The following is an 11,141-nucleotide window of genomic DNA, read 5'->3' as shown; positions in this document are numbered from 1 at the left end:
CACGGATCGCTATCTCGACGCCGTCGAACGCGCCCGGGACACGCAGGCCCGGCGAGCCGCTCGCGAGTTCGCCGAGATGCGCGTCGATCACGTCGGGGCGGCTGTCGAGATCGAACAGCCGCCGCACACGTGCGAGCACGGCCGGGACGACCGGCGTCAGCGCGGGCGATACGGTGACGGCCAGCGCGAACCGCTGCGGTACGTGCGTAACGGACAGCCAGCCGGCGACGCGCCCGCTATCGCCGTTGCCGTTCCGGTTCGGCATGTCGACGACGCGCGCATAACCCTGCGCATCGATCCGCTCGACACCGTCGATCTGCCGCTGCGCGAGAAAGCGCATCAGGTCGTCCCACGCGAACGGCGGACGGTACGGCAGCGGGAACGTCATGTCGCCATCGGGCGATGCGCGGGCCCCATTGCGCAGTCGCAGCGGATTGAGGCCGTAACGCTGCAGGAACAGGTCGTTGAAGCGCCGCACGCTGCCGAACCCGGCTGTCGATGCGACGACGGCCACCGGCAGCGCGGTATCGGTCAGCAGCCGCTTGGCCATCAGCAGCCGGTGCGTCTGCGCGAATTCGACCGGCGACACGCCGAACTGCGCGCCGAAGATCCGGCGCAGGTGCCGTTCGGTCACGCCGACGCGCTGCGCGAGCGCATCGACGGAATGGGCGTTCAGGAAACCGTCCTCGATCAGCGTGGCGGCCGCGTCGGCGAGATTGCCGGACAGGTCGAGCAGCCCGTGGCCCGGCGCGAGCTCGGGGCGGCAGCGCATGCAGGGTCGAAAGCCGGCCTTCTCGGCGGCCGCGGCGGTCGGGTAGTAGCTGCAGTTCTGCGGCTTCGGCGGCTTCACCGGACAGACAGGGCGGCAATACACACCGGTCGTCGCCACGCCGACGAAGAACCAGCCGTCGAAGCGGCGGTTCCGCGAAAGCAGGGCGTCGTAGCAGGTGTCGGGATCGAGGCGCATGGGACGACTGTAAACCATCCCGGCCCCCGATTCTGGCTGGAATCGGACATGTGTATCGGCGGCCGTCCCCGCGCGCGCCCGTCGGGAAAATCCGGGAAAAACGGTTAATGCCGCGCCACGAAACAGTCGTCTCTTTTGCCGCGGCCAATTTGAGATGACTCATCGAAATCCCCGACTGACAGGGCGCCGGCACACGCCCTATCCTTTGAAAAACGTTTTCCAGATTGATCGGCGGAATCGGTCGTGCGCGACAGCGCTGCCGTCCGCCCCGGCGCCGGTCGCCGGTCAACGAACATCGTGCGGCGCGACGGGCGCGGCCGCGTATCGGAGACATTCATGCAATCTGCCGTCGTCGGCGCCGTGCGCGCTGCCGCCAGCCGCTACCGCTGGACCGTCTGTGCGCTGCTGTTTTTCGCGACCGTGATCAACTACATGGATCGGCAGATCCTCGGCCTGCTCGCGCCGATGCTCCAGCACGACATCGGCTGGAGCCAGGTGCAGTACGGCCGCATCGTGATGGCGTTTTCCGCGTTCTATGCGCTGGGCCTGCTCGGCTTCGGGCGCATCGTCGACCGGCTCGGCACGCGCATTTCGTACGCGCTGGCGATGCTGGTGTGGAGCATCGCCGCGATGCTGCACGCGGCGGTCGGCTCGGTGATGGGCTTCGCGTTCGTGCGCGCGCTGCTCGGGATCGGCGAGGGCGGCAACTTCCCGGCCGCGATCAAGACGACGGCCGAATGGTTCCCGCGCCGCGAACGCGCGCTCGCCACCGGCATCTTCAACTCGGGCGCGAACATCGGCGCGGTGTTCGCACCGGCGATCATCCCGGCGATCGCGGTGGCCTACGGCTGGCGCGCGGCGTTCGTGATCATCGGCGCGATCGGCCTCGTGTGGCTCGCGGTGTGGCTCGTGTTCTATCGCCAGGCCGATACGCGCGCGCTCGCCGCCGAGTACAACGAGCCGCGCGACGAAGCGGAAGCGCTCGACGCAGCGAACGCGAATGCCGGTGCGCCGCGCTGGGGCGAGCTGATCCGCAAGCGCGAGACGTGGGCGTTCCTGATCGGCAAGTTCCTGACCGATCCGGTGTGGTGGTTCTACCTGTTCTGGCTGCCGAAGTGGCTCAACGAATCGCGCGGGATGGACATGCAGCACATCGGCCTGCCGCTCGTCTGCATCTATGCGCTGACGACGGTCGGCAGCATCGGCGGCGGCTGGCTGTCGTCGATGCTGCTGCGCGCGGGCTGGAGCGTGAACGGCGCGCGCAAGACGGCGATGCTGATCTGCGCGTGTTGCGTGCTGCCGATCGCGTTCGTGTCGCAGGTGCAGAGCCTGTGGGCCGCGGTGCTGATCGTCGGCCTCGCCGCCGCCGCGCACCAGGGCTGGTCGGCGAACCTGTTCACGACGGCGTCCGACCTGTTCCCGCGCCGCGCGGTGGCGTCGGTGGTCGGCATCGGCGGGATGGCCGGTTCGATCGGCGGCGTGCTGTTCTCGGAAGTGATCGGCCAGGTGCTGCAGCGCACGGGCCACTACTGGGTGCTGTTCGCGATCGGCGCGTCGGCTTACCTGATCGCGCTGGGCGTGATGCACGTGCTCACGCCGAAGATGAAGCCTGCGCAACTCGACGCGTGACGGGGCGATCGCTTAATCGCTCGATCGTGTAATCGTGTAATCGCGTATCCGCAAACGAACGCGCCGCCCTTGGGCGGCGCGTCTTCTTTGGAAGGCGAGGAGCAGGGCGCTCAGCCGACCGCGGCCGTCGACGCACGCATGATCAGCCGCGGCTCGAACGTCGAATAGCTCGCATCGGTACGCCCCGCGAGCGCGTCGATCAGCTTCTGCATCGCGAGCTCGCCCATGTTCTCGCTCTGGATGTCGACGGTCGTGAGCGCGGGCGCCGCGTATTCGCCATACGGCACGTTGTCGATGCCCGCGACCGACACATCCTGCGGCAGCCGGAAACCGAGCGACGCGGCTTCCTTCATGAAGCCGAGCGCGATCAGGTCGTTGTAGCAGATCACGGCCTGCGGGCGCTGCGGCCCGAGCATCACGCGCGAACACGCGCGCTCGCCGGCTTCGGCGGTCGGCGCATGCGCATCGTGCACGTCGAGCGTGAGCCCGGCTTCCGCGAGGCAATCGCGCGCCCCCTGGATCCGTTCGTCGTTCACGCGCGCGGTGCCGAAGCCGAGATACGCGATGCGCGTGTGGCCGAGATTGAGCAGATGGCGCGCGAGCATGTAGGTCGACAGCCGGTTGTCGATGCCGACGCTCGGAATCGGCAGGCCGGGGCTGCGCCGCAGCAGCACGAGCGGCTTGTTGAGGTCGAGCATCCAGCCGGCTTCTTCATCCGGCATCCGCGTGCTGACGATCAGCCCGTCGACGCGCTGCGCGAGCGCTTCGATCAGCGAGCGCTCGCGCGTCTGGTTCTCCTCGGTATCGACGAGCAGCAGCGTGTAGTCGTGCTGCAGCGCGACGCGGTTCGCGCCTTTCACCACGTTCGTGAAGTGCGGGTTGCTGATGTCGAGGATCACGAGGCCGATGGTGCGCGTGCGCCCGGTGATCATCGAGCGCGCGAGCGGGTTCGACCGGTAGCCGAGCCGGTCGATCGCCTCCTTGAGCCGTGCTTCGACGGTCGGCGAGAAGCGCTGCGTGCCGTTCACGTACTTCGATACCGTCGCGACCGACACGCCGGCTTCCGCCGCCACGTCGCGGATCGTCGGGGAAACTTTTTTCATCGGCAGGGTAACGTTTTCGTTCGATAACGCCGGATTGTGGCAGAAAAAGGGAGAGTGCGGCCACGCGGCGATATCGGGAAAGTGCGGATGGCTGCGAACGGGTTCGAGCATTGACGTTCGGCGACGCTCCCGCGTATAGTTGGAAAACGTTTTCCGATTCAGTCAGATTTCAGGTCAGATTCAAGGAGACTCAATGAACGCCTCATCCACCGGCACGCGCAAACCGTTCGGGCGCCTGCTGCTGACGGGCGCGGCCGGCAACCTCGGCCGCCAGTTGCGCGGCGCGCTCGCAGACTGGGCCGACGTCGTGCGCGTCAGCGACATCGCGACGCTCGGCGACGCGGCCGCGCATGAAGAAACCCGCGTTGTCGACCTGGCCGACCGGGCCGCGGTGATGCAACTCGTCGACGGCGTGGACGCGGTCGTCCACCTCGGCGGCATTTCGGTCGACGCGCCGTTCGACGATCTGGTCGGCGCGAACATCACCGGCACGTACAACCTGTACGAAGCCGCGCGCAAGCATGGCGTGAAGCGCGTCGTGTTCGCGAGCTCGAACCACGCGATCGGCTTCCATCCGGTCACGGAAGTGCTCGACGCCGATTCGCCGCTGCGCCCCGACAGCCTGTACGGTGTGACGAAGTGCTTCGGCGAATCGCTGTCGCGCTACTACTTCGACCGCTTCGGGATCGAAACGGTGTGCCTGCGGATCGGTTCTTCATTCGAAGTGCCAAAGAATCCGCGCATGCTCGTGACGTTCCTCAGCTATCGCGACTTCATCGAGCTCGTGCGCTGCTCGCTGCTGACGAACCGCGTCGGGCACGCGATCGTGTACGGCGCGTCGGACAACCCGGTGAAGTGGTGGGACAACACGAAGGCCGGTTTTCTCGGCTTCCGCCCGCGCGACAGTTCCGAGCAGTTCGTCGGGTTGTTCCCGGTGACGGCGCCGACCGCCGACTACGACGATCCCGCGCAGCGGTTCCAGGGCGGCGGGTTCGTCGTCGGCGAGCCGATGGAGCGCAAGGCGTCGTAAGCGCCGCCGGCGTGGCCGATCAACGCAGGATGTCGGTCGCCTTGTGCGGTTCGTCGACGCCGTCGATCAGGATCAGCGGGCCGCTCGCATGTCGGGCACGCAGCGGCTGGATCTGCCGGTACGCGTCCGATTCGTACCACGCGCGCGCGGTGTCGAGATCGGGAAACGCGATCGCGATCAGGTCGCCGCGCCACACACCTTCGCGTACTTCCGGCTGCACGCCGTGAATCACGAAATGCCCGTCGAACGGCGCGAGCGTGCCGTCGATGCGTTCGAGGTATTCGACGATGTCGTCGCACATCTCGACGTCGTGCAGGTGGGCGATGGCGTAGGCGGTCATGGCGGGCTCCTTGGCGTGATGCGGTTCGTGCGTCGATGGAGCCATGATCGCGGCGCGGGCTACGCGCGTCGATTACCTGCGACGTAAGCAAATCTGCACGGCCGGGGAAGGGTGCCTGCGCGTGCCGGCAGACACACGGCTCGTGCGGCGCGGCGGCGTCCACGCGTACCCCATGCCGCCTATCGCTTACCTGCACGCATCGTCAGCCGTGAACCCGCGTCGCCGTCAATGCGGCTTGCTGCAAGCCGGATCGCTGTCGCGCCGCTCGGCCGAATCGCACCAGTAACTCGGCCGCCATGTTTCGAACGTGACGGCTTTCGCCGCATTGGCGCGCGTGACGCGCACCGGGTCGGCTTTCAGCGCATCGTCGTTCGGGTCGTCGTTGGGCCGCCAGTTCCGCATCACTTCCCGATGGAACACCCAGGTGTGATGCGCGACGTCGTAGCGAAACGTCACCCGGTCGCGCCAGTGGCTCGGCCCCGCGAAGACACCCTGTTCGACCGTGAAGGTGCGAGGTTCGATCGTGAGCGCGTTGTCGGCCACGCCATCGAGATACGGGTCGCCCATCCCGCCTTCGTCGGCTTTCATGATCACGGCGTCGTTGCGCGCCGCCAGCCGGTAGTGCCCGTCCTGGCCCGGCAGGAAGATCAGCAGCGGACGCGGCGACGCCTTGCGCATCGAATCGTCGGGCTGATGCGCGACGACGACATAGCCGATGCGGGCGCTGTCGGTCAGTCGTCCCGACGCGGCATCCAGCGCTTCGTAGCCGGCGGGAAGCTGCGCGACGATGTCGTGCGGAAGACCGGCGGTGTCCGGGCAGCGGATCGAAGCCGGCGTGTCGCCGCAGGTCGCGGCGAAGGTGCTGCCGATGCCGAGCGTCAGCAGCGCGGCGACGAGGAATCCTTTGATGCGGGGGATCGTCATGCGGATCGGGATTGGATGAGGTCGCGCTGTGGAAGCCGACGGGCACGCGTCGTCTTGTTTCGCCGCAGCGCAGGTTGTGTGTTTGTCGGGTGACGCTGTGTAGCCAGTCATGCGCGCTTGCGCGTCGGCCGCGGGACGGGCACGGGCACCGGTGCCGGCGGCTCGTCGGCCTGCGCGCACAGCCGGTCGAGCATCCGTTGCGCGGCGCCCGCGCAATCCTCGCCCTCCGGCTTGTTCACGATCTCCTCGATCAGCACCTGCAGATGTTGCCGGTTCTGCGCGAGACGCTGTTCGAGCAGCGCGATTTCGTCGACCTTGTGCCGCAGCGCGACCAGCAGTTCGTCGCGCGGCCACGCGCCGAGATCGGGCGGCAGCACCGCGCGGATTTCGTCGAGCGCAAAGCCCGCGCGCTGCGCGCGGTCGATGATCGCGAGTCGCGTCAACGCTTCCGACCCGTATTCCCGATAGCCGTTGGCCTGCCGACGGGCCGGTTCGAGCAGGCCGCTTGCTTCGTAGAAACGGATGCGCGATGCCGCAAGGCCGCTTGCTTTCGCCAGTTCGCCGATTTTCATGGTGTGCTCCAAAAGACGCTTGACCTTGAAGTTGACTTTAAAGTTATCGTTGGGCATCGTCAATCGAGGGTGCCCTCCATGAACCTGTTTACACCGCTGACACTGCCCAACGGGGCGGTGATTCCGAACCGTCTGGCCAAGGCCGCGATGGAAGAGAACATGGCCGATGCGAACCACGCACCGTCCGACGCGTTGCTGCGCCTGTACCAGGCGTGGGCCGATGGCCAGGTCGGCCTGATCCTGACCGGCAACGTGATGGTGGACGGCCGCGCGATGACGGGGCCGAACGGCGTCGTGCTCGAGAGCGATGCGCATCTCGACCGCTTCCGTCGCTGGGCGCAGGTGGCACGCTCGGGCGGCGGGCATGTCTGGATGCAGATCAACCATCCGGGGCGGCAGATGCAGGCGGCGCTTGGCCAGACGACACTCGCGCCGTCGGCCGTGCCGCTCGCGCTTGGCGCGCTGTCGAAGCAGTTCCCGGTGCCGAAGGAGATGACGCCAGCCGATATCGCCGACGTGCAGCAGCGCTTCGTGCGCGCCGCGCAACTCGCGGAGCAGAGCGGCTTCACCGGCGTGGAGATTCACGCGGCGCACGGCTATCTGCTGAGCCAGTTCCTGTCGCCGCTGACGAACCGCCGGCAGGATCAGTGGGGCGGCAGCGTCGAGAATCGCGCCCGCCTGTTGCTCGATATCGTGCGGGACGTGCGCGCGACGGTGTCGCCGGAATTTGCGGTCGCGGTCAAGCTGAACTCGGCCGATTTCCAGCGCGGCGGCTTCAGCGCGGACGATGCGAAGCGCGTGGTCGAACTGCTGAATCCGCTCGGCGTCGATCTCGTCGAACTGTCGGGCGGCAGCTATGAAGTGCCGGCGATGCAGGGCGAGGCGCGCGACGGACGCACGCTGGCCCGCGAAGCGTATTTCCTCGAATTCGCGCGCGACATTACGGCCGTCGCACGGATGCCGCTGATGGTCACGGGCGGCATCCGGCGCCGCGCGGTTGCCGAGCAGGTGGTCGACAGCGGCGTGGCGATGGTCGGCATCGCGACCGCGTTGTCGATCGAGCCGAACCTGCCGCGCGACTGGCGGGCCGGCAAGGACAGCGCGCCGGTGCTGGAGCCGATTCGCTGGAAGAACAAGGCACTGGGCGCGCTGGCCAACATGGCCGTCGTCAAGTTCCAGCTGACGCGGCTGAGCGTTGGCCGCCGCACGCACCCGCAGGTGTCGCCGCTGCGCGCGCTGGTCGGCCAGCAAATGGCCGCGCAGTGCCAGACGCGGCGCTACCGGAAGTGGATGGCGGGGCGCGCGGCAGGCACGCGTGCGTGACGTGTGTGCGCAGGGCTGCATCGACCGCCCCGCACGGATCGGCCCGCCGCCTGGCGGGTCGTTTCAAGGCTCGATCCTTTCGGATGACTTTCCGAAATATCGAGCCTGTTTACTGCATTATTCAGGCGCCTGAGCGTGATTTCAGCGTGGCATAATCCACCACCTTCATCGCCAGACATCCTCGTCGCGCGTCATGCACGTCGCCCGTTTCCGCAAGCCAGGCAGCCTGATCGGATTGATCGCAATCCTGATGATGGCGCTCGCCCCTGCGGTCTCGCAGATGATGGCGTCGCGTCACCGGCTCGTCGATGCGCTGGCCGTCTATTGCACGGCGAGCGTCGAAGAAGCGGTGGTCGCGCACGACGACGGCAAGCCCGCACATGGCGTCAAGGCGCACTGGCAAGCTTGTCCATATTGCAGCTTCGTTGCTCACGCCGCCGCGCTGCCGGGCCATGCCGTCGCCTTCGCCGTTCCGCTTCCGGATGCGCAGCGGCCGATCGTGTCGGCATCGATTCCGGCCCGCATCCGTCTCGTCCATACCGTCGCGCAATCGCGTGCGCCGCCCGCGTTCTCCTGAGTTCGTCTGATTTTCCTGCCTGACACGCCGCCGCTTCGCACTCGGAGCGAGCGGCCGTTCGTCGCGCGCGTGCGCGACGGCATCGAACGACAACCGGAGAACACACAACATGCCCCGCTTGAACGAACGGCACGCGCCCCGCGCATGTGCCGCGCTGCTGGCCGCGTTGGCCGGCCTGTCCCACGCTTCTTTCGCGAACGCGCACGCCGTGGTCGGCGATCGCGTCTTTCCTGCGACGATGACCGTGGACGACCCTGGTGTCGGCGACGAATTCGACACGCAGTTCGGTCACATCAAGTCCACCGACGACAGCGGCAACAGCTTCAACGTCAATACCGTGTCGTACGAGTGGGACAAGCTGATCACGAAGAACCTCGCGTTCAGCGTCGCCAGCCAGTACGTGTCGCAGAATGTCCCGGACGGCGGCTCCGCGAAGGGCTGGGACAACGTGACGCTCGGCGTGAAGTACCTCGCCTATGCGAATCCCGCGCACGAATTCATGGCGTCGGTCGGCCTGAAAACCCAGATCGGCGGCACCGGCGCGAAATCGATCGCGAATCCGTACTCGACCTTCACGCCGGCCGTCTATGTCGGCAAGGGCTTCGGCGATCTGCCCGCGTCGCTCGGCTACCTGCGCCCGCTCGCGCTCACGGCCGAGCTCGGGCCGAACCTGACCACCGCGTCGTCTGACCAGGGGCCGAACTCGCTCGGCTGGGGCGTGACGCTGCAATACAGCATCCCGTACCTGCAGCAGCAGGTGAAGAATCTCGGCCTGCCGCAACCGCTCAGCAACATGATCTTCGTCGTCGAGGCGCCGATGAGCACCTGTACCGCGGGCGCGTGTTCGGGGCAGACGACGGGGACGCTCAACCCGGGTGTCCTGTGGCTCAATCGCTATGGGCAATTCGGTGTCGAAGCGCAGATTCCGGTCAACCGGGCGAGCGGCCATCATGTCGGCGTGCTCTTCGATGCGCATCTGTATTTCGACGACCTGTTCCCCGGCTCGCTCGGCAAGCCGCTTTTCTGATCGACGGAGCATCAACATGACTATCCAGACCACGCTGCGCGCTGCCGCCGCCGCGCTGTTGCTCGCCAGCGCACAGCTCGCGCATGCGCACGCGTATCCGACCCACCAGGCACCATCTGCGGGCGAAACCGTAACCGGCTCGCCGAAGACGGTCGCGATCGATTTCGACGACGGGCTCGAACCCGCGTTCAGCTCGATCGCCGTCACCGATGCGCAGGGCCACGCCGTCACGAGCGGTAAGGCCGAAGTCGACGCGTCGAACCGCAAGCACATGTCCGTGGCGCTGAACCCGCTGACGCCGGGCATCTACACGGTGGCATGGGTGGCCGTCGCGCTCGACGGCCACCGCACGCAGGGGCACTACGCGTTCACGGTGAAGTGACGGCAGGCGCGCTCGTCGACGCGCAGAGCGCGCTGGCAGCCGGGCAGGACATCCTGTTTGCCGTCGCGACCGGCGCGTTCGCCGTCGTGCTCGTCACGGGGTTCTACAACGTGCAGCGGGATACGGCGCTCACCGGCGCGCGGCCGCTTGGGCTGGTGTAGGGCCGCGTCCTCGCGGCCCAACTCGCGTGCGTCGCGTGCGTCGCGTGCGCGCCGCTGCTCGGCGGCTGGAACTGGATGGTCGCGCTGCCTGCGCTGCGCCTGCGCGCCGAACAGCACGATCCCGGCTATCCCGCCGCGCAGCGGCACTTCGACGCAGTGCGCTGCGCCGAGGCCGCTGTCATGCACGCGGCGCTCGGACTCGCCGTGGTGCTCGGCCAAACAGCGCCGACCGCCGGCTCGCCTTGAGGCAGCATCCACGGCCGCAAACATCGAGGGCCTCGCACCGGGGCCCGCGTCACCCTGATTTCACATCGCAGTCGCCCAGGTTCGTGCCGACCGTCGCGTCGCGATTGTGCGTGGCCACTTATAATGAGAACGATTTTCATTTTTCTTCCGTAGCGTTCTCCCCGCCATGCGCCTCTCGAATCTGACCCAACACACGCCGGCCCTGGTCGACCATGTCGACGACGCGCGGCCCGACGACCCCATCGCCCAGCGCCTGCGCGATCTCGGATTCGTGCGCGGCGAGCCGGTACGCGTCGTGGCGCGCGGGCCGTGGGGCGCCGATCCGTTGCTGATCCAGGTCGGCTCGACCCGCTTCGCGCTGCGCCGCGCCGAAGCGGAGCGTGTCAGCGTGAGCGTGCAGGAGGGCGGCCAGTCATGAGCGCCACGGCATTGCGTATTGCGCTGGTCGGCAACCCCAATTGCGGCAAGACCGCGCTGTTCAACCAGTTGACCGGCGGCCGGCAGAAGGTCGCGAACTATGCCGGCGTCACCGTCGAGCGCAAGATGGGACGTTTTGTTGCGCCGTCGGGCCGGCAGATCCAGGTGCTCGACCTGCCCGGCGCGTACAGCTTCGATTCGACGAGCCCCGACGAGCGCATCACGCGCGACGTGCTGCTCGGCCGTCACCCGGGCGAAGCGCCGCCCGACCTCGTGGTGTGCGTGGCGGATGCGACCAACCTGCGCCTGCACCTGCGCTTCGTGCTCGAAGTGCAGCGCCTCGGCCGGCCGGTCGTGCTGGCGCTGAACATGATGGACGCGGCCGAACGCCGCGGCATCCGGATCGACGTCGACCTGCTGGCGCGCGAACTGGGCGTGCAGAT

The 11,141-nt window shown here is 67.5% G+C and carries 15 protein-coding genes; 10 read left to right on the top strand and 5 right to left on the bottom strand.

The features are described from left to right. Window positions 1-985: bifunctional transcriptional activator/DNA repair enzyme AdaA (locus tag JYJ84_RS17870; RefSeq protein ID WP_205189338.1), on the bottom strand; the 985-nt coding region annotated here is incomplete at its 3' end. Window positions 986-1,303: 318 nt separating this feature from the next. On the opposite strand from JYJ84_RS17870, the gene JYJ84_RS17865 reads away from it, so the two are divergent. Beyond that, window positions 1,304-2,596, top strand: a complete 1,293-nt coding sequence (locus JYJ84_RS17865) for an MFS transporter (RefSeq protein WP_174959117.1) — start codon at window positions 1,304-1,306, stop codon at window positions 2,594-2,596. 110 nt (window positions 2,597-2,706) lie between these two features. Here the strand turns inward: JYJ84_RS17865 and JYJ84_RS17860 are convergent, their stop codons facing one another. Continuing rightward, window positions 2,707-3,810 (bottom strand): LacI family DNA-binding transcriptional regulator, encoded by a 1,104-nt coding sequence (locus JYJ84_RS17860; protein WP_122948756.1) that lies wholly within the window; start codon window positions 3,808-3,810, stop codon window positions 2,707-2,709. A gap of 82 nt (window positions 3,811-3,892) precedes the next feature. On the opposite strand from JYJ84_RS17860, the gene JYJ84_RS17855 reads away from it, so the two are divergent. Then, on the top strand, window positions 3,893-4,729 hold the full coding sequence (locus JYJ84_RS17855) for an NAD(P)-dependent oxidoreductase (protein WP_175219163.1): 837 nt from the start codon (window positions 3,893-3,895) through the stop codon (window positions 4,727-4,729). A 19-nt stretch (window positions 4,730-4,748) separates the two neighbouring features. Here JYJ84_RS17855 and JYJ84_RS17850 read toward each other — a convergent pair whose 3' ends face one another. From JYJ84_RS17850 to JYJ84_RS17840, 3 genes are all read right to left on the bottom strand, one after another. Then, window positions 4,749-5,069 (bottom strand): DUF1330 domain-containing protein, encoded by a 321-nt coding sequence (locus JYJ84_RS17850; protein ID WP_175219165.1) that lies wholly within the window; start codon window positions 5,067-5,069, stop codon window positions 4,749-4,751. Between the two features lie 225 nt (window positions 5,070-5,294). Next, the gene (locus JYJ84_RS17845; RefSeq protein WP_175219167.1) at window positions 5,295-5,993 is read right to left on the bottom strand and encodes a hypothetical protein; all 699 of its coding nucleotides are present in this window, start codon (window positions 5,991-5,993) and stop codon (window positions 5,295-5,297) included. Between the two features lie 107 nt (window positions 5,994-6,100). Further along, the gene (locus tag JYJ84_RS17840) at window positions 6,101-6,565 is read right to left on the bottom strand and encodes a MerR family transcriptional regulator (protein ID WP_122948759.1); all 465 of its coding nucleotides are present in this window, start codon (window positions 6,563-6,565) and stop codon (window positions 6,101-6,103) included. 78 nt (window positions 6,566-6,643) lie between these two features. Here JYJ84_RS17840 and JYJ84_RS17835 point away from each other — a divergent pair, with 78 nt between their 5' ends. The 8 genes from JYJ84_RS17835 to JYJ84_RS17800 form a co-directional block, all read left to right on the top strand. After that, window positions 6,644-7,888 carry an NADH:flavin oxidoreductase/NADH oxidase family protein gene (locus tag JYJ84_RS17835; RefSeq protein ID WP_175219169.1) on the top strand — a complete coding sequence of 415 codons (1,245 nt, stop codon included), beginning with the start codon at window positions 6,644-6,646 and terminating at the stop codon, window positions 7,886-7,888. Window positions 7,889-8,081: 193 nt separating this feature from the next. Continuing rightward, window positions 8,082-8,465, top strand: a complete 384-nt coding sequence (locus JYJ84_RS17830; protein ID WP_174959124.1) for a DUF2946 domain-containing protein — start codon at window positions 8,082-8,084, stop codon at window positions 8,463-8,465. Between the two features lie 109 nt (window positions 8,466-8,574). Next, window positions 8,575-9,492 carry a hypothetical protein gene (locus JYJ84_RS17825; protein WP_122948762.1) on the top strand — a complete coding sequence of 306 codons (918 nt, stop codon included), beginning with the start codon at window positions 8,575-8,577 and terminating at the stop codon, window positions 9,490-9,492. 16 nt (window positions 9,493-9,508) lie between these two features. Next, window positions 9,509-9,874 (top strand): copper resistance protein CopC, encoded by a 366-nt coding sequence (locus JYJ84_RS17820; RefSeq protein WP_174959126.1) that lies wholly within the window; start codon window positions 9,509-9,511, stop codon window positions 9,872-9,874. Beyond that, the gene (locus tag JYJ84_RS17815) at window positions 9,871-10,035 is read left to right on the top strand and encodes a hypothetical protein (protein ID WP_174959128.1); all 165 of its coding nucleotides are present in this window, start codon (window positions 9,871-9,873) and stop codon (window positions 10,033-10,035) included. The genes JYJ84_RS17820 and JYJ84_RS17815 overlap by 4 nt, the downstream gene beginning before the upstream one ends. A gap of 75 nt (window positions 10,036-10,110) precedes the next feature. Continuing rightward, window positions 10,111-10,281 (top strand): hypothetical protein, encoded by a 171-nt coding sequence (locus JYJ84_RS17810; protein ID WP_175219171.1) that lies wholly within the window; start codon window positions 10,111-10,113, stop codon window positions 10,279-10,281. A 166-nt stretch (window positions 10,282-10,447) separates the two neighbouring features. After that, window positions 10,448-10,699 carry a FeoA family protein gene (locus JYJ84_RS17805; protein ID WP_031402528.1) on the top strand — a complete coding sequence of 84 codons (252 nt, stop codon included), beginning with the start codon at window positions 10,448-10,450 and terminating at the stop codon, window positions 10,697-10,699. Beyond that, the coding region (locus tag JYJ84_RS17800) for a FeoB small GTPase domain-containing protein (protein WP_205189336.1) at window positions 10,696-11,141 on the top strand (446 nt) is incomplete at its 3' end. The genes JYJ84_RS17805 and JYJ84_RS17800, both read left to right, overlap by 4 nt.

The organism is Burkholderia sp. LMG 13014, from assembly GCF_905232215.1.
GTDB lineage: Bacteria > Pseudomonadota > Gammaproteobacteria > Burkholderiales > Burkholderiaceae > Burkholderia.
Note: the sequence above shows the minus strand (reverse complement) of the source record. Positions and strands in the feature narration are given on the sequence as shown.

Bases quoted from the DNA above. Each gene is read 5' to 3' on its own strand.
- JYJ84_RS17865 (WP_174959117.1), top strand. From the start codon at position 1,304: ATGCAATCTGCCGTCGTCGGCGCCGTGCGCGCTGCCGCCAGCCGCTAC.
- JYJ84_RS17860 (WP_122948756.1), bottom strand. From the start codon at position 3,810: ATGCTCGAACCCGTTCGCAGCCATCCGCACTTTCCCGATATCGCCGCG.
- JYJ84_RS17855 (WP_175219163.1), top strand. From the start codon at position 3,893: ATGAACGCCTCATCCACCGGCACGCGCAAACCGTTCGGGCGCCTGCTG.
- JYJ84_RS17850 (WP_175219165.1), bottom strand. From the start codon at position 5,069: ATGACCGCCTACGCCATCGCCCACCTGCACGACGTCGAGATGTGCGAC.
- JYJ84_RS17845 (WP_175219167.1), bottom strand. From the start codon at position 5,993: ATGACGATCCCCCGCATCAAAGGATTCCTCGTCGCCGCGCTGCTGACG.
- JYJ84_RS17840 (WP_122948759.1), bottom strand. From the start codon at position 6,565: ATGAAAATCGGCGAACTGGCGAAAGCAAGCGGCCTTGCGGCATCGCGC.
- JYJ84_RS17835 (WP_175219169.1), top strand. From the start codon at position 6,644: ATGAACCTGTTTACACCGCTGACACTGCCCAACGGGGCGGTGATTCCG.
- JYJ84_RS17830 (WP_174959124.1), top strand. From the start codon at position 8,082: ATGCACGTCGCCCGTTTCCGCAAGCCAGGCAGCCTGATCGGATTGATC.
- JYJ84_RS17825 (WP_122948762.1), top strand. From the start codon at position 8,575: ATGCCCCGCTTGAACGAACGGCACGCGCCCCGCGCATGTGCCGCGCTG.
- JYJ84_RS17820 (WP_174959126.1), top strand. From the start codon at position 9,509: ATGACTATCCAGACCACGCTGCGCGCTGCCGCCGCCGCGCTGTTGCTC.
- JYJ84_RS17810 (WP_175219171.1), top strand. From the start codon at position 10,111: ATGGTCGCGCTGCCTGCGCTGCGCCTGCGCGCCGAACAGCACGATCCC.
- JYJ84_RS17805 (WP_031402528.1), top strand. From the start codon at position 10,448: ATGCGCCTCTCGAATCTGACCCAACACACGCCGGCCCTGGTCGACCAT.